The following is a 25,445-nucleotide window of genomic DNA, read 5'->3' as shown; positions in this document are numbered from 1 at the left end:
GGATCAGTTCTCCAGCAGGGTCAGATCTTTCAGGATGGCCGGATCAAAGCGGCTTTCGTCCGCCTGGTCAATCTTGGCCTCGCCGCGCAGTCCTTCGATATGACCTTCGACCATTTCGGTCTGAAGCTCTTCCTCGATCGCCGCCCTGACCGACTCGAGCGGCGGCGCCTCGGCAATGCGGGTTTCGTTGAGGAGGATCACGTGCCAGCCGAACTGGGTGTTTACCGGGTCGGACACCTGCCCGACCTCGAGCGCTGTGACGGCGGTCTCGAACTCGGGGACCATGCGGCCTTCACCGAACCAGCCCAGGTCGCCGCCGGAAGGGCCGGAGGGGCCGGTGGATTTCTCTTTCGCGAGCGCGGCAAAATCGGCACCACCCTCAAGCTCTTCGATCAGCGCCTTTGCCTCATCCTCGGTTTCGACCAGAATGTGCGAGGCGCGGTATTCCTTGCCCGGATCGCCGGCATATTTTTCGCTATAGGCCATCTGAACCTGGTCTTCGGTCAGCACCTCGGCGAGCATCTCCTCGATCGCCTCGCCGGCCAGAAGCGCGCGGCGCTCGTTCTCGACTGCGAGGCGGACCGCCTTGGGCTCGTAGCCGTCCAACGACTGCTGCAGCAGAGTCTGCGAGATGATCTGCTCGAGAATGCCGTTGAACAGCACGTCATCGGGCAACTGCTTGTATTGCTCGGGCAGGTTATCGCGGACGAGAATCATGTGACCCAGCGTGATCTCGGTATCGTTGACTGTGGCCACGACGCTGTCGGCGGTGGGCGCATCCTCGGCCGCGATCGGTGCCGTGGAAAGGCCCAGCGCCAAGATAGGGCCGGCCAGGAAAAAGAGCTGTTTCGACATCGGTTCGATCCTTCGCTGCTGTCGCTGGGGCACGCGGCGTTGACACTGCCAGAGCCGCCCCTTACATCGCCTTAAGACTAAGGCATTTCTGCCCCTGAGCGCTCGTTTTATGGCTGTGCGTTGACCGGGGCAAGAGATTGTCGAGCACGAAAACGTCAATAGCCGGATCGGATGGGATATGCTTGGACTTGGAACGCTGGCCAAAAAGGTGTTTGGCACGCCGAATGATCGCAAGATCAAAGCGACCCGTCCGCTTGTCGACAAGATCAACGCGCTGGAGCCCGAGTTCGAGGTGCTAAGCGACGAGGGACTGAAGGACAAGACCGAGGAGCTGGCCAAGCGGGCGATGGGGGGCGAGAGCCTGGACGACCTGCTGCCCGAAGCCTTCGCCAACTGCCGCGAGGCGGCCAAGCGGGCGCTGGGCCTGCGCGCTTTCGACGTGCAGTTGATGGGCGGCGTCTTCCTGCACCAGGGCAACATCGCCGAGATGAAGACCGGCGAAGGCAAGACCCTGGTCGCGACTTTCCCGGCCTATCTGCACGCGCTGACCGGCAAGGGCGTGCAGATCGTGACGGTGAACGACTACCTCGCCAAGCGGGACGCGGAATGGATGGGCAAGGTGTTTGCCGCACTTGGGCTGACCACCGGCGTTGTCTATCCGCAGCAGCCTGACGACGAGAAACGTGCCGCCTATGCCTGTGACGTGACCTATGCGACCAACAACGAGCTGGGTTTCGATTACCTGCGCGACAACATGGAGCCCGAACTGAACCGGATGCGCCAGCGCGGGCACAACTTCGCCATCGTCGACGAGGTCGACTCAATTCTGATCGACGAGGCGCGGACACCGCTGATCATTTCGGGTCCGGCGCAGGACCGCAGCGAGCTTTACGTTGCCATCGACAAACTGATCCCGGGCATCCAGGACGAGCATTTCAAGCTGGACGAAAAAACCCGCGTCGCCACATTCACCGACGAGGGTAACGAGTGGCTGGAAGAGCAGCTGCACGCGCATGGCCTGCTGCCCGAGGGCCAGAGCCTGTACGATCCGGAAAGCACCACCATCGTGCACCACGTGAACCAGGCGCTGCGGGCCCACAAGCTGTTCACCAAGGACAAGGACTACATCGTCCGCAACGGCGACGTGGTGCTGGTCGATGAGTTTACCGGACGGATGATGCCAGGGCGGCGCCTGAGCGAAGGCCTGCACCAGGCGATCGAGGCCAAGGAGGGCTGCACCATCCAGCCCGAGAACGTGACCATGGCGCAGGTGACGTTCCAGAACTATTTCCGGCTGTACGACGTCTTGTCAGGCATGACCGGCACCGCGGCCACCGAAGCCGACGAGTTCATGGAAATCTATGGCCTCGGCGTCGTGGAAGTGCCGACCAATCTGCCGATTGCCCGGGTCGACGACGATGACGCCGTCTATCGTACGGCCAAGGAAAAATTCGAGGCCATCGTCGAGACCATCAAGGAAGCCCACGACAAGGGCCAGCCGATGCTGGTGGGGACCACCAGCATCGAGAAGTCGGAATTCCTGTCGGACTTGCTGACCAAGGCCGGGGTCAAACACAACGTGCTGAACGCCCGTCATCACGAGCAGGAAGCCCAGATCGTTGCCGATGCCGGCAAGCTGGGCGCGGTGACGATTGCCACCAACATGGCTGGCCGCGGTACCGACATCAAGCTGGGCGGCAATGTCGAGTTCAAGATCATGGAGGCCATCGAGGCCAATCCCGATGAGCATCCCGACGAGATCCGCGCCCGGATCGAGGGCGAACACGAGGCCTGGGAACAGAAGGTCAAGGACGCCGGCGGTCTGTTCGTGCTGGCGACAGAACGGCACGAAAGCCGCCGGATCGACAACCAGCTGCGCGGCCGCTCGGGCCGCCAGGGGGACCCGGGGCGGTCGGCCTTTTTCCTGAGCCTCGAGGACGACCTGATGCGGATCTTCGGCTCGGAACGGCTGGAGAAGGTGCTGTCGACGCTGGGCATGAAAGAAGGCGAGGCGATCATTCACCCATGGGTCAACAAATCGCTGGAGCGCGCCCAGGCCAAGGTGGAAGGCCGCAACTTCGACATCCGCAAGCAGCTACTGAAATTCGACGACGTGATGAACGAGCAGCGCAAGGTGATCTTCAAACAACGGCTCGACATCATGAAGGCCGAAGACCTGTCGGAGATCATCAAGGAAATGCGAAATCAGGTGATCGACGATCTGGTCGATCAATACATTCCGCCGAAATCCTATGCCGATCAATGGGATGGCGAAGGGCTCTATGCGGCGGCGCTGGAACACCTCGGCGTCGACGTGCCGGTGATTGACTGGGTCGCCGAGGAGGGTGTGGACGACGAGGACATCATCGAACGGCTAGAGAAGGCCGCCGACGAGATGATGGCCAAGAAGGCGGTCGACTTCGGACCCGAGAACCTGCGTTCGATCGAGAAACAGGTGCTGCTCCAAACCATCGACGGCAAGTGGCGCGAGCACCTGCTGACATTGGAGCATCTGCGATCGGTGGTCGGCTTCCGCGGCTATGCCCAGCGCGATCCGCTGAACGAATACAAGAATGAGGCTTTCCAACTGTTCGAAAGCATGCTCGACAGCCTGCGCCAGGACGTGACCAAGACACTGGCCCAGATTCGGCCACTGACCGAAGAGGAACAGGCCGAGATCCTGGCGCAGCAGGGATTGATGCGGGCCCCTCCGGCTCCGGCCGAGGCAGAGGCCGCGCCGCAGCCGGACCCGGAACAGGCGCGCGAAGGCTTCGACGAGAACGACCCGGCGACCTGGGGCAACCCGGGCCGAAACGAACCCTGCCCCTGCGGTTCGGGCAAGAAGTTCAAGCACTGCCACGGGCGGATGGTCTGAAACGTTCCACAGCGGGGCCTGACAGAGGGAGTGACTCTGCCTCAAATCGGTCGCAATGACTCCCATCGGGTGCCACACCCACGCCCCTTTTAACGGCCATGTTTCCGGAGATCGAAAGGTCTCCCGGAGGCAGACATGGCAGACAAAAAACGCATCATCATGGCCGGCGCCACGCTGGTCTGCATAGGGGCAATCGGCTTTTTCATGCAGAACGGTCAGAAAGGTCAGGGCGTTCGCGCGCCGCAGGCCCCTGTCTCTGCTGCTGGCTTGAACGCAGGACCGACCCCGGGTCTCAACGGCATGCCCGAGCCGGTCAAGGTATCCGAAATTTCGCTCACCGCGGCGGACAACGAAATCCTGGAGAAACCCAGCGCGCCGCTCGCCGCGAAGCCGGCCCTGCCGCAAGTCGCGGAACCGGCAGTCAACGAACCCGCGACCGTCAAACAACCCGTTTCGGCGGAACAACCCGTTGCGAGCGAAGAACCCGAAACGGCGGAAACCCCGGTTGTGCTCAAGATCGCCACCGAAGACGCCGCCGATGACATGGTGAACCAGCCGGTCGAGACACCTGAGACGGTGAGCCTTCTGGACGACGCTGCCATCACCCCGCCGGTTGTCGCCGATACCCGCAACGAGCCCGACTTGGCCGCACAATGCGACATCACAATGACCGGAACGGAAGTGGCCGGTGCGCTGGTAAAGCTGAGCCTGTCGGCTGCCTGCCTGCCCAACGAACGCGTCACCATTCTGCACAGCAACATGATGTTCACCGAGTCGACCGACGACAAGGGCAAGCTCGACATCGCCGTGCCGGCGCTTACCGAGAATGCGGTTTTCATTGCCTCCTTCGCCAACAGCGACGGAGCGGTGGCCAACGTGAACGTGACCACACTGGACCTTTATGACCGTGCGGTGGTGCAATCTGAGTTTTTCAGCAGCATCGGCTTGCACGCACTGGAGTTCGGGGCCGGCTACGAGGACGGCGGCCATATCTGGGCCAATTCCCCGGGCGACATCGCCGCGGCAGCGACAGGCAAAGGCGGGTTCCTGACTCTCCTTGGCAATCCTGCCATCAGCGAGGGCACGATGGCGCAGGTCTACACCTTCCCCACCGGCCTAGCCGAGCAAGCGGGTGATATCGAAATCAGCACCGAGATCGAAGTCACCAACATGAACTGCGGACATGAAATCGAAGCCCAGGCCCTGCAGGTCCAGTCCGAGGGACGGCCGAAAGTACAGACCCTCAACCTGACGATGCCCGATTGCGACGCGGTGGGTGATTTTCTGGTGTTGAAAAACCTGCTCAATGACCTGAAAGTGGCGGCCAACACCCAGTAGGGCCACACGGGGAAAGACACGGTTTGAAACCGATACAGCGTGCGGCGATCCTTTTCGCCGCACTTTCCTTTTTCAGCGCCGGATTCGCCGCGCACGCGCAGGATGTGACTCTGACTTCGCGGGATGGCGCGGTCGAGCTCAGCGGCACGTTGCTCGGCTTCGACGGGGAGTTCTATCGGGTTGAGACGATTTACGGCGAGCTGACGGTGGACGGCTCGGGCGTGTCCTGCGAGGGGCCCGGTTGCCCATCGCTGACCGACTTCGTGGCAGGACTGGACCTGTCGGGGGCGGCGACGATGGGTGAACTTCTGATGCCGGCGCTGATCGAAGGATTTGCCCTGCGCAACGGGCTGAAAGTCAAGCGCGAGACGCTGGAAGACGGCGTTCTCTTTCGTCTGCTCGACCGGGAGAGCGGGCGCGAGACGGGACAATTCCGGTTCCGGCTGACCACCACAGACGAGGGGTTTGCCGATCTGCTAGCCGACGAGGCCGACGTGGCGATGGCGCTGCGCGAGATCAGCCGCGAGGAATTGCGCCATGGCCATGAGGCGGGCCTCGGCGATCTTACCGCCCGCGGGCGGACGCGGGTTCTGGCGCTCGATGCGCTGGTGGCCGTGGTTGCACCCGACAACCCGGTGCGGCGGATCTCGATCACAGATCTGGCGCGCGTCTTTTCCGGGAAGATCGACAACTGGCAGGCGCTGGGGGGACCGGATGCGCCGATTTCCCTGCATCTTCGCGATGCCAGATCCGGTTTGGGTCAGGCGGCAGAGATCAAGCTTTTGCGCCCGGCAGGAATGGAGCTGGCCGGCGCGGCCCGGCGGTATGACAACGACGCGGCGCTGGCCGAGGCGGTGGCGGGCGATCCGTTCGGGATCGGGATTGGCAGCTATGCCGCCCGGGGCAATACCCACGCGCTGGTGCTGACCGGGGATTGCGGCTTTTCGCTGTCACCGGCGCGGCGCACGGTCAAAACCGAGGACTATCCGCTGACTGCCCCGATGTTCCTCTATCTACCGGCGCGCCGGTTGCCTAAGCTGGCGCGTGAATTCCTTGCCTATACCCGCTCGACCGCGGCGCAGTTGGTGATCCGCCGGGCCGGGTTTATCGATCAGCAGCCAGAAGAAGTTTCACTGGAACTGCAGGGCGACCGCCTGGCCAATGCAATAACCGGGGCGGGCACAGAGATCACGCTTGATGACATCCAGGCCATGATTGCGCGGCTGTGGGAGATGAAGCGGTTGACCACCTCGTTCCGGTTCGAAACGGGCTCGGTGAAGCTCGATGCGCAGTCGCGTTCGAATGTGGAGCAGCTGGCCCATGCGCTCGAAGCCGGGCGCTATGATGGGCGGGTCCTGTTGTTCGCCGGGTTCAGCGATAGCGACGGGCCGGCGTCGGGGAACAAGGAGATTTCCGAACGCCGGGCGCGGGCGGTGAAGGACGCGGTTGTGGCGGCGGCCGAGACCGCCAACCTGGGCCAGGTCACGCTGCAGACCGCGGGGTTCGGTGAAGCACTGCCGATGGCCTGCGACGACAGCGCCTGGGGCCGGCAGGTGAACCGGCGGGTCGAGGTCTGGGTGAAGTAGTGGGGCACTCGTCGGTCCAAAGCGGACCGCCTCGCGAGACTGCCCGTAACGCCGGTGAGCAGCTCAGAGCAGGCCTTCGGAGCGGAAGCTGAGTTCGGTCGATTTGCCGATGATCAGGTGGTCATGCAAGGAGATGTTCAGCGCCTTCGCCGCCGCCTCGATCTGTGCGGTCATGGCGATATCCTCGGAACTGGGGGCCGGGTCACCCGAGGGGTGATTATGCACTAGAATCAAGGCACTGGCATTCAGTTCCAGCGCCCGTTTGACGACCTCGCGGGGGTAGACCGGGACGTGATCCACGGTGCCAGAGGCCTGTTCCTCGTCGGTGATCAGCACGTTCTTTCGGTCGAGGTAGAGCACACGGAACTGCTCGGTGTCGCGGTGCGCCATGGTGGTGTGGCAATAATCCAGAAGCGCATCCCAGCTGGAGACCACATGGTGCCGCATGATGCGGGCGCGGGCCAGCCGTTGGGCCGCGGCCTCGACGATTTTCAGTTCGCAGATCACCGCCTCGCCGACGCCCCTGACCTCGGACAATCGCGCGGGCGGGGCGGCGATCACCCGGTTGAAATCTCCGAATTTTTCCAAAAGCTTATGCGCCAACGGTTTGACATCCTGGCGCGGGATCGCGCGGAACAGAAGCAGTTCCAGAATCTCGTAATCCGGCAGCGCCTGCGCACCGCCCGAGAGAAAGCGGGCGCGCAGGCGCTTGCGGTGGTCGGTGATGTAAGAGGGACGCTTGCCGTGCGGCAAGGCGGGGACGATCTGCACCTCGTCATCGTCGAACAGCGGCAGCGGGGCCTCGGAGAACTGGGAGCTCTGCGACATGAGGGAAAGGTGTCCCAAACATGGTGAAAAAAGGGTTAATCCCCCCGATGGTTAATGATTCTTTTTCGGGGAAACGGGTGATGGCAGCCTGGCTGGCAGGTTGGCTGGCACCCTGGCTGGCAGGCACGCGGGTTCGCCGCTTGTCGCCGGGCGTTAACGATGCGAGCGGTGATTGTTAGGGAAATCGAAGGGTCAGTGTGGGTGCTTTAGGTGCGAATCGAAAAGGCCGGGCTGAAGCCCGGCCCACAAGAGTTATGGCAGTAGGGCGGGCTTCAGCCCGTCTCAGCCTTTCATGCTGTCCCAGAAGTTTTTCACCGAGGAGAAGAACGACGAGCTTTGCGGGTTGTTCTCTTCCGAGAGTTCCTCGAACTCGCGCAAGAGTTCCTTTTGCCGCGAGGTGAGGTTGACCGGCGTTTCCACTGCAAGCTCGATGAACATGTCGCCCGCGGGGCCGCCGCGTAGCGCCGGCATGCCCTTGCCGCGCAGGCGCATCTGGCGGCCGGATTGCGACCCCGAGGGGATTTTGACGCGCGAGCGGCCGCCGTCGATCGTCGGCACCTCGATATCGCCCCCAAGCGCAGCGGTCGCCATCGAGACCGGCACACGGCAGAAGAGGTTGGTGCCTTCCCTTTCGAAGATCTTGTGCGGACCGACCTCGATGAAGATGTAGAGGTCACCTGCCGGACCGCCGCGCATCCCGGCCTCGCCTTCGCCGGCGAGACGGATGCGGGTACCGGTTTCCACCCCGGCCGGGATGTTCACCGAAAGCGCGCGGTCCTTGTGGACCCGGCCCTGGCCGCCGCAGGATTTGCACGGGTTCTGAATGATCTGGCCCAGCCCGGAACAGGTCGGACAGGTGCGTTCGACCGTGAAGAAGCCCTGCTGCGCGCGGACCTTGCCCATGCCCGAACAGGTCGGGCAGGTGGTGGGCTCGGCCCCGCCTTCGGCGCCGGAGCCGTCGCAGGCCTCGCAGGCCACCGAGGTCGGAACGTTGATGGTTTTTTGCAGGCCCGAGAACGCCTCTTCCAAGGTGACCCGCAGGTTGAAACGCAGATCGGCGCCGCGCGCGGCGCGCTGCCGTCCGCCACCCGGCCCGCCACGACCCCCCATGAAATCGCCGAACAGGTCGTCGAACACGTCCGAGAAGGCGCTGGCAAAATCGCCCTGGCCTTGGAAACCGCCACCTGGACGTCCGCCGCCACCGCCCATGCCGCCCTCGAAGGCGGCGTGGCCGAAGCGGTCATAGGCCGCTTTCTTGTCGGCATCCTTGAGCACCTCGTAGGCTTCGTTCGCTTCCTTGAACTGGGCCTCGGCATCGGGATTATCAGAGTTGCGGTCGGGGTGAAGTTCCTTGGCCTTCTTGCGATAGGCCTTCTTGATCTCGTCGGCGGAAGCGCCCTTCGAGACCCCGAGCACATCGTAATAGTCGCGTTTCGACATGGTTTACGCTCCTTTCAGGAACGTATCGGGGCCGGGCCGGATCAGCGGCAACCGGCCCCGATGGTTCCTCACGCGCGATTACGAGCGCTTGTCGTCGTCGAGGTCTTCGAAATCGGCATCGACGATATCTTCGTCGTCACCGCCCATTTCATCGGCAGCGGCCGGTTCTTCCTCGGACTCTTCCTGGCTGGCCTTGTAGATCGCCTCGCCCAGCTTCATGGCGGCCTCGGTCACGTTCTGGATGCCCGCCTTGATCTTGTCGGCGGTGGCATCCTCTTTCTCGAGATCGTCTTTCAGCGCGGCAATTGCCAGCTCGATGGCTTCGATCGTGGACGGGTCGACCTTGTCGCCGTGCTCTTCCATCGACTTCTCGGTCGAGTGGACGAGGCTTTCGGCCTGGTTCTTGGCTTCGACCAGCTCCTTGCGGGCCTTGTCCTCTTCGGCATGCTCTTCGGCGTCGCGCACCATCTTTTCGATGTCGTCGTCGCTGAGACCGCCCGAGGCCTGAATGGTGATCTTGTGCTCTTTGCCAGTGCCCTTGTCCTTGGCGCCGACATGCACGATGCCGTTGGCGTCGATGTCGAAAGTCACCTCGATCTGCGGCATGCCGCGCGGTGCGGGCGGGATGTCTTCGAGGTTGAACTGGCCGAGGATCTTGTTGTCGGCCGCCATTTCACGCTCGCCCTGGAAGACGCGGATCGTCACGGCCGACTGGTTGTCTTCGGCGGTCGAGAAGATCTGGGACTTCTTGGTGGGGATCGTGGTGTTGCGGTCGATCAGGCGGGTGAAGACACCGCCCAGGGTTTCGATGCCGAGCGACAGCGGGGTCACGTCGAGCAGCACCACGTCCTTGACGTCGCCCTGCAGAACGCCGGCCTGAATGGCCGCGCCCATGGCCACCACCTCGTCGGGGTTCACGCCCTTGTGCGGCTCCTTGCCGAAGAACTTGGTGACCTCTTCGATCACCTTCGGCATCCGGGTCTGGCCGCCGACCAGAACGACCTCGTCGATGTCATCCTTGCTGAGACCTGCGTCTTTCAGCGCGGCCTGGCACGGCTTGAGCGAGGCCTTGATCAGGTCACTGACCAGCGATTCCAGCTTGGCGCGGGTGAGTTTCATCACCATGTGCAGAGGCGAGCCGTCCGAACCCATCGAGATGAAGGGCTGGTTGATCTCGGTCTGGCTGGAGCTCGACAGTTCGATCTTGGCTTTCTCGGCGGCTTCCTTGAGGCGCTGCAGCGCCATCTTGTCTTTCGTCAGGTCGACGCCGTGTTCCTTTTTGAACTCTTCGGCAAGGTAGTTGACGATGCGCATGTCGAAATCTTCACCGCCGAGGAACGTGTCACCGTTGGTCGATTTCACCTCGAACAGGCCGTCGTCGATTTCCAGGATGGTGACGTCGAAGGTGCCGCCGCCGAGGTCATAGACTGCGATGGTGTGGGTTTCCTGCTTGTCGAGACCATAGGCCAGCGCGGCAGCGGTCGGTTCGTTGATGATCCGCAGCACTTCGAGACCGGCGATCTTGCCGGCGTCCTTGGTGGCCTGACGCTGGGCGTCATTGAAATAGGCGGGAACGGTGATGACGGCTTGCGTCACTTCTTCGCCGAGATAGCTTTCGGCGGTTTCCTTCATCTTGCCGAGGATGAAGGCGGAGATTTGAGACGGCGAATATTTGTCGCCGCGTGCTTCGACCCAGGCGTCGCCATTGCCGCCGTCGATGACGTTGAACGGCATGTGCTTGCGGTCCTTGGCCAGGTTCTCGTCGTCGAACCGGCGGCCGATCAGGCGCTTGACGCCGAAGACAGTGTTTTCCGGGTTGGTGACGGCCTGGCGTTTGGCCGACTGGCCGACGAGGCGTTCGTCTTCTGCAAACGCGACGATCGAGGGCGTGGTGCGTGCGCCTTCAGAGTTTTCGATGACGCGGGGTTGCGAACCATCCATGATGGCGACGCAGGAGTTGGTGGTTCCGAGGTCAATCCCGATGACTTTTCCCATGATTTCGATCCCTTCTTACTTAAGGCGATGTTGCGAGGTCCGGACCCGTTATGGCGTCCGCCCCCGGATTCGTTTGCTGCCCAGCGGCAACCCGCTGCACAACGCTTCCGGGCGTATATAAGGAGGGGGGTTTGACCCTGCAAGCGGTGGACATACCGTGAAAATGCAAATTTGCCGGGTTTTTTTGACACTGGTGCAAGGGAGAACGGTTTGGAACGGGTCGGTCTGCGGGGTGTGACGGTTTTTCGCAGGGCGCTGGATGCGGCGGAGCAGGCGGCGCTGCTCGGCGAAGTTCGCGACATTGCCCGGGCGGCGCCGATGTTTCATCCCGTGACGCGCTGGGGCAAAGAGATGAGCGTCAAGATGACCAGTGCCGGCGAGTTCGGCTGGGTCAGCGACCGGCGCGGTTATCGCTATGAGCGGCGGCATCCCTCTGGCGTGGCCTGGCCGCCGATTCCGCCGACAATCCTGCAACTGTGGGACCGGTTCGCTCCGGGGATGCGGGCGCCGGAATGCTGCCTGGTGAATTTTTATGGCGAGGGCGCACGGATGGGGCTGCACCAGGACCGCGACGAGGCCGATTTCTCGCAACCGGTGGTGTCGGTTTCTCTGGGCGACGAGGCGCTGTTCCGGGTGGGCAATATCGAGCGCGGCGGCAAGACCGAGTCGTTGTGGTTAAAATCGGGAGATGTGGTGGTGATCGGCGGCGCGGCGCGGCTGGTGCACCATGGGGTCGATCGGATCCGGTTCCGGTCTTCGACGCTGTTGCCGGAAGGCGGGCGGATCAACCTGACCCTGAGGGTGGTGACGTGACGGATGGTGCATTGAAAAACGCGCGCTACGAGGCACGGTTCAGTTGCCGGTCAAGGAACAGCAACCGGAATAGAGCGCCGCGCCGGTTTCGACATCGGGCAGCAGATCGATGGCGAGACCATAGTTGCGGTCCGACATGCCATCATTGCAGGACGTCCGCGAGATGACCGCAACCAGTCGCCCGCCCAGCAGGACAAATCGGTCGGTCCGGTTGACCGAACGCTGCAGCAGGCCCACCGTGTAATGTGCGACGCCCTGGTTCGGGGCGGAAAAGCGGGCAAGATCGCCCTGCGTGATCTCGAGGTTCCAGAACGGTTCGGTGCCGAAGCACGTCAGCAACCGCGACAGGGCGTAGTCGCCGCCCTGTTGCGCTGCAAGAAACCGCATCGAAACCCAGCCTGAGCGTTCGCCGCTGTTGACGAGCCCCCAGCCGCCGGCGCGGCGGATCACCTCGACGTCGGTGGCATCGAAGGCCAGCGCACCGATCTTTTCGGCCGAGGCGTTCGGTTCGGCGCGCACGTTCAGCACATCGTTCGAGGCCACGCCGGTCACGTCGAACAGTGCCGGAAACTCCTGCGCCCGAGCGAGGCCCGGCAGCAGTAAAAGGAGAAGGGCCAGCGTCCGCATCATCGCCGCGCGTACCAGCTGGCCGAGACGTGGCGGCGGGTATAGAACTCGCCCATCAGCCCGATCATCAGGAAAGCAATGCCCATATAGAGCGGATACTCCCAATTCGAATACCGGGGGTTGTAGTTGAGAAAGGCGAAACCACGCGACTGGTCGATGATATGGAACAGCGGGTTCCAGTCGAACAGCGCGCGCTTGTCGGCGGGCAGCATGTTGGCGACGAACATCTTGCCCGAAGCGATCATGTTGGCGCGCTGATAGACCGTGGTGGTGACCGACACCAAGGACGGTGCCCAGGGTTTGATTGCCAGCATCACCACTCCCAGCGCCGCGCCGGTAAACCAGGCCAGAAGCAGCATGCCGAAAGTGGCAGCGGGAAACTCGACTTCGAACGGGGTGACGGCGACGTGATAGCCGAACAGGATCACCGCCAGCGACAGCACCTGGATATAAAGCGTGCTGAACGCATTGGCGAGAATCTGGATCATCGTGTTCATCGGCGCGTGCTTCATCATCGCGCCCGACGGGCCTTCGGACCCGGCGACGGCACCAAGGGTCTTCACATGGGTCATGTAGAGGAAGATGCCAGAGAGGATGTAGAGCAGGAAATCACCGCGAATGGCGGCCCCGCGCAGCCCGAGGAGCGAGAACATGACGTAGAAGGCCAGCACCATGATCCCCACCTGAGCCAGGTTCAGGGCGATCGACATGAGCGCGTTGCCATGGGTGTTGCGGATCGAGCGGACGGCGGAATGATAAATCAGCTCGACCATGGTGATGGCGGAGATGAATGTCGACCGTGGCCGCCTGGTTTCGAACATCGAAAACGTCTCTTTTCCTGCCCGGGGTTCTAGAACGGATTCCTTGCCGTTCGGTTAGCCGGGTATCATAAGGGGCAAACAGGTTTTTTTCAATCTCGGTCCACGGCAGGCGGGATTGGCGGCGGGCAGGAAAAAGGGAAAGACGACAATGGATTACGAGCGGCTAACACGGGTCATGCGCGATCTGGCGCTGAAGGGCGGCGCGAAGATCATGGAGATCTACGAGGGCGACGGTTTCGACGTGAAGGTGAAATCGGATGAAAGCCCTGTGACCGAGGCCGACGAAGCGGCCGACGCCATCATCAGCGCCGGTCTGCGCGCGGCGTTTCCCGATGTGGCCCTGGTGACCGAGGAGCAGGCGGCCTCGCATTCCAAGAAGGCCAGCACCTTCCTGATCGTCGATCCGCTCGACGGGACCAAGGAATTCATCCACCGGCGCGGCGATTTCACGGTGAACATCGCCTATGTGATCGATGGCGTGCCTGTGCGCGGGGTGGTCTATGCCCCGGCCAAGGGGCGGATGTTCCTGACGCTGGCCGATGGCAGCGCGGTGGAAGAGGACGGCCCGTTCGGACCAGAGATGGGCAAGGTGAACCCGATCCGGGTGTCCGATCCGGACAACGCGGCGCTGATGGTGGTGGCGTCGAAGTCGCACCTGACGGACGAGACCAAGGACTATGTCGCCAAGTACCAGGTTAAGGATTTCAAGAGTGCGGGGAGCAGCCTGAAGTTCTGCCTGGTGGCGACCGGCGAGGCCGATCTTTACCCGCGTGTCGGCCGCACAATGGAATGGGACACCGCCGCCGGCCATGCCGTGCTGGCCGGTGCCGGCGGCCGGGTGGTGCGGTTCGACGATCACACGCCGCTGACCTATGGCAAGGACGGCTATGCCAACCCCTATTTCATTGCCCATGCGCCCGGCGTGGAGCTGAAGCCGGCCTGATGTCGGCGCTGTCCGTCAGCACCGTCATTGTCAGCCGGGAGCGGCCCGAAAGCCTGACCAGGTGCCTGACGGGGGTGGACGGACTGGACCATACACAATTCGAGGTGGTGGTGGTGGCCTGCCCGGCCGGGTGTGCCGCCCTGCGCGCGGCCGGGTTTGCCGAGCGGGTCAAGCTGATCGAATTCGACGAGGCCAATATCTCGGCCGCGCGCAACCTGGGGGTCGCGCAGGCGGCGGGTGCGGTGGTGACCTTCATCGACGACGACGCGGTGCCCGAGCCGACCTGGCTGACCCGCCTGACGGCCCCGTTCGGCGCGGCTGACGTGGCGGCGGCGGGGGGATATGTGCGCGGGCGCAACGGTATCTCGTTCCAGTGGACGGCGCGTCAGGTGGATCGCTGCGGCCGGCAGCGGCCCTTTCCGGTCGAAGGCATGGCCTCGGTGGTGGCGACGCCGGATCCCGGTCACGCCATCAGGACCGAGGGCACCAACATGGCCGTGCGCCGCGACGTGCTGGCCGCGCTGGGCGGGTTTGACCCGGGGTTCCGGTTCTATCTGGACGAGACCGACGTGAACCTGCGGCTGGTCAAGGCGGGCTGCAAGACTGTCATCGTGCCTCTGGCGCAGGTGTATCACGCCTATGCCGCGAGCGCCCGGCGAAAGCAGAACCGGGCGGTCACCGACCTGAGCGAGATCGGGGCGAGCATGGCCTATTTTCTGCGCAAGCATTGCCCGGCGGACGGTCGGGCGGAGCGGCTGAACGAGATGATGCGCAACCAGCAGATGCGGGTGTTTGACCAACTGAGGGCGCGTTTGCTGACCAAATCCGATGTCGGGCCGTTGATCGCCGGACTGAAACGAGGTGTCGAGGCGGGCATGAACCGCCCCATCGCCGGGCTGGCGCCACTGGACGCGCCGGCCCGTGGATTTCTGCCGTTTCTGCCACGCCGCAGCGGTGGCACGGTGCTGGCTGGGCGCATCTGGCAAGCGCCGCGGCTGCGGCGCGAGGCAGCCAAGCGGGCGGCGGCGGGTGAAAATGTCTCGTTGTTTCTGTTCGAGCCGAGCCCACGCTATCACCGGCTGCGGTTTACGGACGATGGATACTGGGAACAGGTTGGCGGGCTGTACGGGCGCAGCGCGCGTGACGGTGCCCTGTTTCAGCCCGTCGGGTTTGCCCGCCGGTTGGCCCGGGAAGTGGACAGGATCGCATCGGTCAGGGGGCTATCGGGCCAAGAGGAGTCAAAAACGACACAGTAGGCAAGAATGCATTGCATTCTCGAAGTTTCCCCCTTTTTTTTGGTTTCTCCGCAACATTCTGCCATTATACCGACCATAAGGTCGGGCAGGGAGAACCCGGCTCAGCGAATACTCGAGGTTCAGGACATGAAGAAACGGATCACCAAGGCGATTTTTCCGGTTGCCGGTTTGGGCACGCGATTCCTTCCGGCGACGAAATCGGTTCCCAAGGAGATCATGACGCTGGTCGACCGGCCGCTCATCCAGTACGCCATCGACGAGGCCCGGGCGGCGGGCATCAAGGAATTCATCTTTGTCACCTCGCGCGGCAAGGGCGCGCTTGAAGACTATTTCGACAACGCCCCGATCCTTGAGGCCGAGCTGCGTAAGAAGGGCAAGACCGACCTTCTGGAGGTTCTCAAGAACACCAACATGGAATCCGGTGCCATCGCCTATATCCGCCAGCACAAGGCGCTTGGCCTGGGTCACGCGGTCTGGTGTGCCCGCCGCCTGATCTCGAACGAACCTTTCGCCGTGATCCTGCCCGATGACGTGATCGCGGCGGAAAAACCCTGTTTGCAACAGATGGTGGAAGCCTTCGAGGAAAACCCTGGCTGCATGGTGGCGGCAATGGAAGTACCGCGGGAAAAGACCAGCGCCTATGGTATTCTGGATGTGAAGGAAGACATGGGCGCGTTGGTGGCGGCCAAGGGACTGGTGGAAAAGCCCGAAGCCGACAAGGCGCCGTCGAACCTGGCGGTGATCGGGCGCTACCTGCTGACCCCGGACGTGCTGCGCAACCTCAACAGGATCAAGGCGGGCGCCGGGGGCGAGATCCAGCTGACCGACGCCATCGCCGCCGAGATCGAAGCCGATCGCCCGGTTTATGGCTATCGCTTCCGCGGACAGCGCTTCGATTGCGGCTCGAAAGCCGGTTTCCTGCAGGCCGCGGTGTCGTTCGGCCTGGCCCGCGACGATCTGCGCGACAGCCTGATGGAATTCCTCCAGGACGTGGTGCACGCCGACAAGGCCGCGCAGTAAACCCCCGGAGGCTCGGGTTTGACGAAAGTTCTGGTGACGGGCGGGGCAGGCTACATCGGCAGCCATGCCTGCAAGGCACTGAAAGCCGCCGGGTTCACGCCAGTCACCTATGACAATCTATCGACCGGCTGGGAAGCGGCGGTGAAGTTCGGCCCGTTCGAGAAGGGCGACCTGCTGGACCGGGCCCGGCTGGACGAGGTCTTCGCCCGGCACGACCCCATCGCCGTCGTACATTTCGCGGCGCTGAGCCAAGTGGGCGAGAGCATGGCCCTGCCCGGAAAATACTGGCGCAACAACGTCGCCGGGTCGCAGACCCTGTTCGAGGCGATGCTGGACGCGGGTTGCCGCCAGATCGTGTTTTCCTCGACCTGCGCTACCTATGGCGAGCAGGACAACGTGGTTCTGCACGAGCAGAGTCCGCAGATGCCGATCAATGCTTATGGCCGCTCGAAACGCGCGATCGAGGACATGTTGATGGATTTCGGCGCCTCGGACGGGCTGCAATCGGTGATCTTTCGCTATTTCAATGTCGCCGGAGCCGATCCCGAGGCCGAGGTGGGCGAGTTCCACCGGCCCGAGACGCATCTCGTCCCGCTGATCCTGGAGGCGATCGACGGCCAGCGGAACGCGCTGACCGTGTTCGGCAGCGACTATGACACACCGGACGGCACCTGCATTCGTGATTATGTGCACGTGATGGACCTGGTCGAGGCGCATATCCTGGGCCTGACCTGGCTGGCGGAGGGCAAGGGCAGCGCCGTGTTCAACCTGGGCACCGGCAGCGGCTTTTCGGTGCGCGAGGTGATGCAGGCGGCCGAGCAAGTCACCGGTCGGACGGTGCCTTTTGTCGATGGGCCGCGGCGGGCAGGCGATTGCACCAAGCTGGTCTCGGGATCGGAACGGGCGACGCGCGACCTGCATTGGCGTCCTGAACGATCAACGCTGGCGCAGATGATCGCCGATGCCTGGCGCTGGCACCAGACAGGCGGTTACGGCGACAACCCGGATGATGGATAACCCGATCCCCGGCCGTCTTCTCGACCTGTCCCGCCTGGTCAGTCGGGCCGGGCGCGTGCTGACCGGTATCGACCGGGTGGAGCTGGCCTATCTCAAGGCGGCGGTTGCGGACAAGGTTCCGGCCTGGGGCCTGGTACGGACGCCAATCGGGTTCCTGTTGCTCGATGCGCGCGGCATGCAGGGGCTGGCCGACCGCAGCGAGGGGCGGGAGCCATGGGGTGCAGCCAGCCGGCTGGCCCGGGTGTTCGGCAAGCTGGACGGAATGCAGCAGCGCGCACTGTCGGACATGCGGCGGTTGGCGACGGCGCGCACGCACAAGGGCGGGCTTGCGCGGCTGCTGCGCCGGCATCTGCCGACAGGTTTTGCCTATCTCAATGTCGGACAGTCCAACCTGACCGACCGGGTGCTGCATTCGGTCAGACATGGCGCCGAGGGGCGGATCGCGGTGATGATCCACGACACCATTCCGCTGGACCATCCACTGTATCAGACGCCAGCCGCAGTCGAGCGGTTCCGCCAGATGCTGAAACGGGTGCGGGCCTATGCCGATCTGGTGATCTACAACTCGCGCGCCACCCGCGGCGACGCCGAGCGCCATATGGAAGGCTGGGGGGCGGTGCCCCACGGCGTGGTAGCGCATCTGGGCGTCGACCTGGCCGCGCCGGCACCGGAAGACCTGCCCGCCGGTCTGCCGCCTGACGGCGCCTATTTCGTCACTGTCGGCACGATCGAGCCGCGCAAGAACCACGCCCTGCTGATCGAGATCTGGGAGCGGCTGGCCAAGCAGACCACGCCGCAGGAGATGCCTCGTCTTGTGATCTGCGGTGCGCGTGGCTGGATGAACGAAGAAGTGTTCTTTCGCATGGATCGCTCGCCGCTGATGGGTAAGCACCTGCACGAAGCCGCCGGTCTGAGCGACGGTGCCGTGGCAGCGCTTCTGGAGGGAGCGGCCGGTGGGCTCTATCCGAGTTTTGCCGAGGGGTATGGTCTGCCTGCCATCGAGGCCGCCGCGCGCGGTGTGCCGGTGATCTGCGCTGACCTGCCAGCGACGCGGGAAATTCTCGGGGACATTCCCGTTTACGCAAGCCCGAAGGACAGTTATCTTTGGCAGCGAAGAATAATGGCACTGGCAAAGGGCAGGCAGGCAGGGCGGCAAGCGGACGCCGAGGCGTTTGAACCGCCACGTTGGACGCAGCACTTCAACAAAGTGTTCAGCTTGACGTGATAGCTGCTGACCCGGGCGGGACGCAAAGGAAGAAGCTTGGGCGCGTTGCAGTCATACCGGTTGAGGCTTCAGCGCAGGCGGTGGCGCATCCGTGCCTTCCGCAAGCGGCGCGAGCTTCGCGCGATTTCCGACCGGACCAGCGAGATCAAGCGCGACGACATTCTGCTGTTCTCGACCCAGCGCAACGAGAAGATCCGCCTGCCGTTCTTCCTGAAATACTATCGCGAAATGGGGGTGAACCACTTCCTGATCGTCGACAATAACAGCGACGACGGCAGCCTGGAATACCTGATGAAACAGCCGGACGTGTCGGTCTGGTACACCCGGAAGAGCTACAAGCGGGCGCGCTTCGGGGTTGACTGGCTGAACTGGCTGCAATGGCAGCACGGGCACGGCCATTGGTGCGTGGTGGTCGATCCCGATGAGTTTCTGATCTACCCGTTCTGCGATTCCCGGCCGATCCGGGCGCTGACCGACTGGCTGGACGCGTCATCGATCAAGAGCTTCAGTGCTATGCTCCTCGACATGTACCCGAAGGGCCGGATCGACGCCCAGCCCTATCGCGAAGGTCAGAACCCGATGGAGATCACCAGCTGGTTCGACAGCGGCAACTACATGATCGAGAAGAACCGCAAGTTCGGCAACCTTTGGATCCAGGGCGGCCCGCGGGCGCGGATGTTCTTTCGCGAAAAGCCCGAGGCGGCGCCAGCGTTGAACAAGATCCCGCTGGTGAAATGGGACCGGCGCTATGCTTATGTGAGTTCCACCCACATGCTGCTGCCGCGCGGGCTGAACCTCGTCTACGACGAGTGGGGCGGCGAGAAGGCGAGCGGTGTTCTGCTGCACACCAAGTTCCTCGACACCTTCACGGCCAAGGCCACCGAAGAGCTGGAGCGCAAGCAGCACTATGCGGCCAGCCAGGAATACAAGGCCTATGCCGAGATCCTGGCGCGGAACCCCGACCTGTGGTGCAAGTGGAGCGAAAAATACATCAACTGGCGGCAGCTCGAGATCCTGGGCCTGATGTCGAAGGGTAACTGGGCATGAACGGTCCGGAACACCAAAGGCACTGGGGCACGGTTGGCATCGTGATGCTGGTGCACACGGCGCTGGACCGGGCCGAGCAGGTGGCGCGGCACTGGCATGCGGCGGGCTGCCCGGTGGTGATCCACTGCGACCGCACGACGCCGACGGCGGATTACCGCGCCTTCCGCAAAGCCCTGTCGGACCTGCCGGACATCCAGTTCGCCACGCGGCACCGCTGCGAATGGGGCACCTGGGGCATCGTTGCGGCCACCCAGGAGGCCAGCGAGCTGATGCTGGCGCAATTCCCGAACGTGCGGCATGTCTACCTCGCCTCCGGCTCGTGCCTGCCGTTGCGGCCGGTGCAGGAACTGATCGACTACCTGGCCGACCGCCCGCGCACCGACTTTATCGAAAGCGCCACGACCTCGGACGTTCCCTGGACGGTGGGCGGGCTGGACGAGGAGCGCTTCACGCTGCGGTTTCCGTTTTCGTGGCGCAAGAACCGCAAACTGTTCGACCGCTATGTCGCGATCCAGCGGGCCGTGAGGTTCCGCCGCCGCGTTCCCAACGGCATCGTGCCGCATATGGGCAGCCAGTGGTGGTGCCTGACCCGTCAGACACTGAGCGCCATCCTGCAAGACCCCGAACGGGCGACATACGACCGCTATTTCCGCCGGGTTTGGATCCCCGATGAAAGCTATTTCCAGACGCTGGCGCGGCAGTATTCCACGAAGATCGAAAGCCGGTCGCTGACCCTGTCCAAGTTCGATTTCCAGGGCAAGCCGCACATCTTCTATGACGATCACCTGCAGTTGCTGCGCCGGTCGGACTGTTTCGTCGCGCGCAAGATCTGGGCGCATGCCGAACTGCTTTACGAGAGTTTTCTCGAGGGCAAGCACGGCGCGCTGAAACGGACCGAGCCGAACCCTGGCAAGATCGACCGCATCTTCGCCAAGGCGGTCGAGCGGCGGACCCGCGGGCGGCCGGGGCTTTACATGCATTCGCGCTTCCCCAACGAGGGCTGGGAGAACGGCACGACCAGCAGCAAGTATTCGGTGTTCCAGGGCTTCTCGGACCTGTTCGAGGATTTCGAGGACTGGCTGGCCAAGGCCACCGGGGCGCAGGTGCACGGCCACTTGTTCGCACCAGAACGGGTGGAATTTGCAGGTGGGCAAAGTGTGATCAACGGCGCGCTTTGCGACAGCGCCGAAATCCGCGACTATAACCCCAAGGCGTTTCTGACCTCGCTGACCTGGAACACCCGCGGCGAATGGCAGTGTTTCCAGTTCGGGCCGAAGGACAACCAGGAGCTCAACTGGATCGTGGCCGGCGACCCGAACGCCCAGATCAGCGTGATCTCGGGCGCCTGGGCGGTGCCGCTGTTCAAGTCGAACCGGAATTTCGCGGAAATCCGGAAAGACGCGGCCGAGTTGCAGAAGATCGAGAACGAGCACCTTAACGTGCTGCGCGCGCCCCAGTCGAAGGCGCGCATCCGCATCTGGACGATGGCGGATTTCATCGAAAGCCCGATGGAGCCGTTGCAGACCATCATCGACGAGATCGGCCACAAGACGCTGCGGCGGCTGACCGAGGCACCGAAGATGACCGATCTGACCGGTTTTGGCCAGTTCCTTCAGAACCTCAAGAATCAGGGGATGCACCCGCATCTGATGGGCGATTTCCCCGTCGTGCACGACCCTGTCGGCATCCAACCGAAACCGCGAAAACCGTATCTGGTGCAGTAGATGGACAGACCCTTCGACTATTTCGTGGTGTTCGGCGAGATGCGGACCGGTTCGAATTTCCTCGAGTCGAACCTCAATGCCTTGCCGACGGTTTCCTGTGTAGGCGAGGCGTTCAATCCGCATTTCGTCGGCTATCCGGACCGCGAGGATTGCCTGGGCGTTACCGAAGAGGCCCGCAACCGCGACCCGATGGCGCTGATCCAAGCGGTCAAACATGCCCAGGGGCTGGCCGGGTTCCGCTTCTTTCATGATCATGACCCGCGGGTGCTGGAGGAAATTCTCACCAATCCGCGATGTGGCAAGATCATCCTGACGCGCAACCCGGTCGACAGCTATGTCAGCTGGAAAATCGCACAGGAGACCGGCCAGTGGAAATTGACCAATGTCGCCAAGCGCAAGGAAGCCAAGGCCCGCTTCGACGCGCGCGAGTTCAAAGCGCATCTCGAAGCGCTGCAGGAGTTCCAGATCACCCTGATGCACACGCTGCAGACCAGCGGGCAAACGGCGTTCTATGTCGCTTACGAGGACTTGCAGGACGTCGAGGTGATGAACGGCATCGCGGCCTGGCTGGGGGTGCCGGACAGGCTGGAAGCGCTCGACAACAATCTCAAGCGGCAGAACCCGGAGCCGCTGTCTGAAAAGGTCGAGAATTTCGACGAGATGCAGACGGCGCTGGCGGCACTCGACCGATTCAACCTGAGCCGGACGCCGAATTTCGAGCCGCGCCGCGGGGCGGCGGTGCCGACCTATGTGGCCTGCACGAAAGCACCGCTGCTCTATCTGCCGGTGCGCTCGGGGCCCGAGGCCGAGGTGCGCGCCTGGATGGCAGCGCTGGATGGCGGCGGGACCGAGGCGTTGCTGACCGATTTCAGCCAGAAGAGCCTGCGCCGCTGGATGCGCGAAACTCCGGGGCATCGCACCTTCACGGTGCTGCGGCACCCGGTGGCCCGGGCACATCATGCATTTTGTTCCAAGATCCTGACCACCGAGCCCGGCAGTTATGGCAGCATCCGCCGGACATTGCGCCGGGTGCACAATTTGCCGATCCCCGAGGATGAGCCCGACGCGGCCTGGAGCCCCGGCGACCACCGCGCGGCATTCCTGAGTTTTCTCGACTTCGTGCGCGCCAACCTGTCGGGGCAGAGCGCGGTACGACAGGATGCGCACTGGGCGAGTCAGGCCGCGGTGCTGCAGGGGGTGGCGAATTTTGCCCTGCCTGATCTGGTGCTGCGCGAGGAGGAGGTGGCCGGTGCGCTGCCGGCGCTCGCGCGGCGGCTGGGCCGTGACCCGGTGCCGTCCGTCGCGCAGGCGGAGCCGGACACACCCTATGCGCTGTCCGAGATCTACGACGACGAGATCGAGGATGCAGCGCAGAAGGCCTATGCCCGCGACTACCTGGTGTTCGGGTTCGGGAACTGGCGCCGGTAGGACGGGGAGACCCCGCCCCGGGGCCGTTACGCCGCCTGGACCGACTGGTCTTCGGTCAGGATGGTATAAAGCGTGGCGGCGTCGCCGTTGGCGCGCAGTTTCTGGCAGATGTTTTCGTCGCGAAGCGTGCGCGACACGCGGGCCAGTGCCTTGAGGTGTTCGACCCCGTCTTCCTTGGGCGCGAACAGCGCGAAGGCCAGATCGACCGGCTGACGATCGACGGATTCGAAATCGACGGGCTGTTCGAGCATCACGAAGATGCCGAGCACCTTGTCGATCCCCTCGACCCGGGCATGCGGCAGGGCGACGCCGCGGCCGACACCGGTCGGCCCGAGGCTCTCGCGCTCGAGCAAGGCATCAATGGCCTTGGCAGCATCGAGGCCATAGACCGACTGGGCGATTTCGCCCATCTCGTTCAGAAGGCGTTTTTTGCTGAAGGCAGCCGAAATGACTTTGACCGCCTCGGGCTTGAGGATGCTGGAAATTTCCATGTGTTCGCTTCACCGCTCTGGCAGGTCGGACCCGCCTGATTTCAGTTTTGCGGGTCGATCCAGCCGATATTGCCGTCATCGCGGCGATACACGACGTTCAACCCACCTTTTCCCTCATTGCGAAAGACGAGAACCGGCGAGCCTGCGAGTTCCATCTGCATGACCGCTTCTCCGACGGAGAGGGACTGGATCTTGGTTTCCATCTCGGCCACGATCATGGGCTGGAGCGTGTCGGGCTCCGAATCCTCGTCTTCGTGATCTGACGCGAGGATATACGAGGAGGCTCCGAAAAGTTCAACCGGTTCGACACGATCCTTGTGGTGGTCTTTCAGCCGGCGCTTGTAGCGGCGCAGCTGGGTTTCCATCTTGTTGCAGCAACCGTCGAAGGCGGCATAGATTTCGTGGGCATGGGCCTTGGCTGACGCCGTCAGCCCGGTGGAAAGATGCACGGTGGTTTCACATACGAATTCCGCGCCGTTCTTGGAAAAAATCACGTTAGCGTCGGTCGGGCGTTCGGCATATTTGCCGACCACGCCGTTCAGTTCTTCCTGAACGTGGGTCTGAAGGGCATTGCCGATGTCTATGTGTTTGCCACTGATTTGATAGCGCATCTTGTCTCCTTTGCGTGACAATTCGGGCTTATCCCGGGCGCGAGCGCCACGGTGTGTTGTTGTTCCCGGAATGCTTGAAAAAGGCCGTTCCCGAGTTTGCCAGTGCCCGCTACCTGCAATGCAGGAAGAAAGCAAGGGCTTACCCGACTCGAATACGGTCATGATGCCAGTGTCACTGGATGGGGCGGCCGGAGTCAATGCGATGGATCAAGTTCGCGCATGTCCGGTGCCAAGCGTCGGATCAAGAGATCCGAAAATTGTCGCCAAGGTAGACCCGGCGGACGTTTTCGTTCTGTACCACCTCGCCCGGGGTGCCGGACATCAGCACCTTGCCGTCGTGCAGGATATAGGCGCGGTCGACGATCTCGAGGGTTTCGCGGACGTTGTGATCGGTGATCAGCACGCCGATGCCGCGTTTCTTGAGGTCGGCCACGAGGTGGCGGATATCGCCCACCGAGATCGGATCGACCCCGGCGAAGGGTTCGTCGAGCAACAGGTATTTGGGCTCGGCCGCGAGGCAACGGGCAATCTCGACCCGGCGGCGTTCACCGCCGGAAAGCGCCAGCGCCGGGGCGCGGCGCAGGTGTTCGATCGAAAACTCCGACAGCAGCTCCTCCAGCCGTTCGCGGCGCTTGTGGCGGTCCTTGACCGAGATTTCCAGCACCGCGGCGATGTTGTCCTCGACGCTCAAGCCACGGAAGATCGACATTTCCTGCGGCAGGTAGCCGATGCCGAGCTTGGCGCGGCGATACATCGGCAGGCCGGTCACGTCACGGCCATCGAGAATGACATGGCCGCCCTCAGGAAAGACAATGCCGCAGATCGCGTAGAACGTCGTGGTCTTGCCACTGCCGTTGGGACCAAGCAGCGCCACCACCTCGCCGCGGTTGAGTTCCATGCTGACATCGCGGATCACGACGCGTTTCTTGTAGCTCTTGCGCAGGTTCTGGATGCGCAAACCCGAGGTGCCGTCGGTGATGGTGAGATCGGGCCTGAGCGTGTCGCTTGCTCCGGTGTCACTCATTGCCTGGCAGCACGGTTTTCACTCGGCCCTCCATCCGGGCAGTGCCGGACTTGATGTCGATGTTCATGCGTTCGGCGGTCAACGCCGATTTTTTCTGCACCAGAAGGACGTTTCCGCGCATGAGGATCAGACCGGCGTCGATGTTGTATTCGGCCTCGGCCGCCTCGGCCGCATCGTCGCCCGACACCAGCGTCACGCCACCCGAGGCCTTCATCTTCTCGATGCGGTCGCCGTCCTCGTTGTAGTAGATCCGCACCTTGGGTGCGGAGAGGCGCATCTCTCCCTGGCCGATCAGCACGTTGCCGGTGAAGATCGCGGTTCCATCGTTCTGATTGACATCAAGATTGTCGGCGGTGACTTCGACCGGCTGCGAGGTGTCCTGCTGGACGTTGCCGAAGGCGATTTTCGCCCCCTGCGCCAAAGCCGCAACCGGTAGTAGGGTGAGCGCCGAGGCGACAATGAGCGAACGGAGAAACGGCAC

The 25,445-nt window shown here is 63.1% G+C and carries 22 protein-coding genes; 12 read left to right on the top strand and 10 right to left on the bottom strand.

The features are described 5' to 3' along the window. Nucleotides 1-3: 3 nt before the first annotated feature. Entirely contained in the window at nt 4-855 is an 852-nt protein-coding gene (locus NO357_RS10700) for a peptidylprolyl isomerase (protein WP_306735664.1), read from the bottom strand. Between the two features lie 178 nt (nt 856-1,033). Between NO357_RS10700 and secA the strand changes: the two genes are divergently transcribed. From secA to NO357_RS10685, 3 genes are all read left to right on the top strand, one after another. Then, the gene (secA, locus tag NO357_RS10695) at nt 1,034-3,730 is read left to right on the top strand and encodes a preprotein translocase subunit SecA (RefSeq protein ID WP_306735663.1); all 2,697 of its coding nucleotides are present in this window, start codon (nt 1,034-1,036) and stop codon (nt 3,728-3,730) included. Between the two features lie 135 nt (nt 3,731-3,865). Then, nucleotides 3,866-5,068, top strand: coding sequence for a translocase (locus NO357_RS10690; protein WP_306735662.1), 1,203 nt, complete (start codon nt 3,866-3,868; stop codon nt 5,066-5,068). A gap of 23 nt (nt 5,069-5,091) precedes the next feature. Further along, nucleotides 5,092-6,654, top strand: a complete 1,563-nt coding sequence (locus NO357_RS10685; protein ID WP_306735661.1) for a phosphate ABC transporter substrate-binding/OmpA family protein — start codon at nt 5,092-5,094, stop codon at nt 6,652-6,654. Between the two features lie 63 nt (nt 6,655-6,717). Here NO357_RS10685 and radC read toward each other — a convergent pair whose 3' ends face one another. From radC to dnaK, 3 genes are all read right to left on the bottom strand, one after another. Next, nucleotides 6,718-7,482 carry a RadC family protein gene (gene radC / locus NO357_RS10680; protein WP_306735660.1) on the bottom strand — a complete coding sequence of 255 codons (765 nt, stop codon included), beginning with the start codon at nt 7,480-7,482 and terminating at the stop codon, nt 6,718-6,720. A gap of 282 nt (nt 7,483-7,764) precedes the next feature. Then, nucleotides 7,765-8,922 (bottom strand): molecular chaperone DnaJ, encoded by a 1,158-nt coding sequence (dnaJ, locus tag NO357_RS10675; protein ID WP_306735659.1) that lies wholly within the window; start codon nt 8,920-8,922, stop codon nt 7,765-7,767. A gap of 78 nt (nt 8,923-9,000) precedes the next feature. Continuing rightward, entirely contained in the window at nt 9,001-10,917 is a 1,917-nt protein-coding gene (gene dnaK, locus NO357_RS10670) for a molecular chaperone DnaK (protein WP_306735658.1), read from the bottom strand. Between the two features lie 210 nt (nt 10,918-11,127). Between dnaK and NO357_RS10665 the strand changes: the two genes are divergently transcribed. Next, entirely contained in the window at nt 11,128-11,730 is a 603-nt protein-coding gene (locus NO357_RS10665) for an alpha-ketoglutarate-dependent dioxygenase AlkB family protein (protein ID WP_306735657.1), read from the top strand. A gap of 39 nt (nt 11,731-11,769) precedes the next feature. On the opposite strand, the gene NO357_RS10660 is transcribed toward NO357_RS10665, so the two are convergent. Continuing rightward, nucleotides 11,770-12,360: an SH3 domain-containing protein gene (locus tag NO357_RS10660; protein ID WP_306735656.1), complete on the bottom strand. Its 591-nt coding sequence runs from the start codon at nt 12,358-12,360 to the stop codon at nt 11,770-11,772. Further along, nucleotides 12,357-13,178: an ABC transporter permease gene (locus tag NO357_RS10655; protein ID WP_306735655.1), complete on the bottom strand. Its 822-nt coding sequence runs from the start codon at nt 13,176-13,178 to the stop codon at nt 12,357-12,359. The genes NO357_RS10660 and NO357_RS10655 overlap by 4 nt, the downstream gene beginning before the upstream one ends. Nucleotides 13,179-13,326: 148 nt before the next feature. On the opposite strand from NO357_RS10655, the gene cysQ reads away from it, so the two are divergent. The 8 genes from cysQ (at nt 13,327) to NO357_RS10615 (ending at nt 22,838) form a co-directional block, all read left to right on the top strand. Further along, entirely contained in the window at nt 13,327-14,121 is a 795-nt protein-coding gene (gene cysQ, locus NO357_RS10650; protein ID WP_306735654.1) for a 3'(2'),5'-bisphosphate nucleotidase CysQ, read from the top strand. Beyond that, nucleotides 14,121-15,377 (top strand): glycosyltransferase family 2 protein, encoded by a 1,257-nt coding sequence (locus NO357_RS10645; RefSeq protein WP_306735653.1) that lies wholly within the window; start codon nt 14,121-14,123, stop codon nt 15,375-15,377. The genes cysQ and NO357_RS10645 overlap by 1 nt, the downstream gene beginning before the upstream one ends. A 126-nt stretch (nt 15,378-15,503) precedes the next feature. After that, on the top strand, nt 15,504-16,397 hold the full coding sequence (gene galU, locus NO357_RS10640) for a UTP--glucose-1-phosphate uridylyltransferase GalU (RefSeq protein ID WP_306735652.1): 894 nt from the start codon (nt 15,504-15,506) through the stop codon (nt 16,395-16,397). 18 nt (nt 16,398-16,415) lie between these two features. Next, a complete protein-coding gene (galE, locus tag NO357_RS10635; RefSeq protein WP_306735651.1) occupies nt 16,416-17,414 on the top strand; it encodes a UDP-glucose 4-epimerase GalE in 999 nt (332 codons plus the stop codon). After that, nucleotides 17,404-18,639: a glycosyltransferase family 4 protein gene (locus NO357_RS10630; protein ID WP_306735650.1), complete on the top strand. Its 1,236-nt coding sequence runs from the start codon at nt 17,404-17,406 to the stop codon at nt 18,637-18,639. Before galE ends, NO357_RS10630 begins: the two co-directional genes overlap by 11 nt. 60 nt (nt 18,640-18,699) lie before the next feature. After that, entirely contained in the window at nt 18,700-19,686 is a 987-nt protein-coding gene (locus NO357_RS10625) for a glycosyltransferase family 2 protein (protein ID WP_376744378.1), read from the top strand. Then, a complete protein-coding gene (locus NO357_RS10620; protein WP_306735648.1) occupies nt 19,683-21,410 on the top strand; it encodes a DUF5927 domain-containing protein in 1,728 nt (575 codons plus the stop codon). Before NO357_RS10625 ends, NO357_RS10620 begins: the two co-directional genes overlap by 4 nt. Then, entirely contained in the window at nt 21,411-22,838 is a 1,428-nt protein-coding gene (locus tag NO357_RS10615; RefSeq protein ID WP_306735647.1) for a sulfotransferase family 2 domain-containing protein, read from the top strand. Between the two features lie 26 nt (nt 22,839-22,864). On the opposite strand, the gene NO357_RS10610 is transcribed toward NO357_RS10615, so the two are convergent. The 4 genes from NO357_RS10610 to lptA form a co-directional block, all read right to left on the bottom strand. Further along, nucleotides 22,865-23,329, bottom strand: coding sequence for a PTS sugar transporter subunit IIA (locus NO357_RS10610; protein WP_306735646.1), 465 nt, complete (start codon nt 23,327-23,329; stop codon nt 22,865-22,867). Between the two features lie 41 nt (nt 23,330-23,370). Next, nucleotides 23,371-23,940, bottom strand: coding sequence for a ribosome hibernation-promoting factor, HPF/YfiA family (hpf, locus tag NO357_RS10605; RefSeq protein ID WP_306736175.1), 570 nt, complete (start codon nt 23,938-23,940; stop codon nt 23,371-23,373). 241 nt (nt 23,941-24,181) lie between these two features. Beyond that, entirely contained in the window at nt 24,182-24,964 is a 783-nt protein-coding gene (gene lptB / locus NO357_RS10600; RefSeq protein ID WP_306735645.1) for an LPS export ABC transporter ATP-binding protein, read from the bottom strand. Continuing rightward, a complete protein-coding gene (gene lptA / locus NO357_RS10595) occupies nt 24,957-25,445 on the bottom strand; it encodes a lipopolysaccharide transport periplasmic protein LptA (protein WP_306735644.1) in 489 nt (162 codons plus the stop codon). The genes lptB and lptA overlap by 8 nt, the downstream gene beginning before the upstream one ends.

The organism is Marimonas arenosa, from assembly GCF_030848945.1.
GTDB classification, from domain to species: Bacteria; Pseudomonadota; Alphaproteobacteria; order Rhodobacterales; family Rhodobacteraceae; genus Marimonas; species Marimonas arenosa.
This window is presented reverse-complemented; position numbering and strand designations above follow the sequence as displayed.

What these genes read in the sequence shown, in the direction of transcription:
- lptB (WP_306735645.1), bottom strand. Translation starts at nt 24,964, where the DNA reads ATGAGTGACACCGGAGCAAGCGACACGCTCAGGCCCGATCTCACCATC.
- NO357_RS10610 (WP_306735646.1), bottom strand. Translation starts at nt 23,329, where the DNA reads ATGGAAATTTCCAGCATCCTCAAGCCCGAGGCGGTCAAAGTCATTTCG.
- NO357_RS10660 (WP_306735656.1), bottom strand. Translation starts at nt 12,360, where the DNA reads ATGATGCGGACGCTGGCCCTTCTCCTTTTACTGCTGCCGGGCCTCGCT.
- dnaK (WP_306735658.1), bottom strand. Translation starts at nt 10,917, where the DNA reads ATGGGAAAAGTCATCGGGATTGACCTCGGAACCACCAACTCCTGCGTC.
- hpf (WP_306736175.1), bottom strand. Translation starts at nt 23,940, where the DNA reads ATGCGCTATCAAATCAGTGGCAAACACATAGACATCGGCAATGCCCTT.
- NO357_RS10620 (WP_306735648.1), top strand. Translation starts at nt 19,683, where the DNA reads ATGAACGGTCCGGAACACCAAAGGCACTGGGGCACGGTTGGCATCGTG.
- dnaJ (WP_306735659.1), bottom strand. Translation starts at nt 8,922, where the DNA reads ATGTCGAAACGCGACTATTACGATGTGCTCGGGGTCTCGAAGGGCGCT.
- NO357_RS10615 (WP_306735647.1), top strand. Translation starts at nt 21,411, where the DNA reads ATGGACAGACCCTTCGACTATTTCGTGGTGTTCGGCGAGATGCGGACC.
- radC (WP_306735660.1), bottom strand. Translation starts at nt 7,482, where the DNA reads ATGTCGCAGAGCTCCCAGTTCTCCGAGGCCCCGCTGCCGCTGTTCGAC.
- NO357_RS10630 (WP_306735650.1), top strand. Translation starts at nt 17,404, where the DNA reads ATGATGGATAACCCGATCCCCGGCCGTCTTCTCGACCTGTCCCGCCTG.
- NO357_RS10690 (WP_306735662.1), top strand. Translation starts at nt 3,866, where the DNA reads ATGGCAGACAAAAAACGCATCATCATGGCCGGCGCCACGCTGGTCTGC.
- cysQ (WP_306735654.1), top strand. Translation starts at nt 13,327, where the DNA reads ATGGATTACGAGCGGCTAACACGGGTCATGCGCGATCTGGCGCTGAAG.
- NO357_RS10655 (WP_306735655.1), bottom strand. Translation starts at nt 13,178, where the DNA reads ATGTTCGAAACCAGGCGGCCACGGTCGACATTCATCTCCGCCATCACC.
- galU (WP_306735652.1), top strand. Translation starts at nt 15,504, where the DNA reads ATGAAGAAACGGATCACCAAGGCGATTTTTCCGGTTGCCGGTTTGGGC.
- secA (WP_306735663.1), top strand. Translation starts at nt 1,034, where the DNA reads ATGCTTGGACTTGGAACGCTGGCCAAAAAGGTGTTTGGCACGCCGAAT.
- NO357_RS10700 (WP_306735664.1), bottom strand. Translation starts at nt 855, where the DNA reads ATGTCGAAACAGCTCTTTTTCCTGGCCGGCCCTATCTTGGCGCTGGGC.
- NO357_RS10645 (WP_306735653.1), top strand. Translation starts at nt 14,121, where the DNA reads ATGTCGGCGCTGTCCGTCAGCACCGTCATTGTCAGCCGGGAGCGGCCC.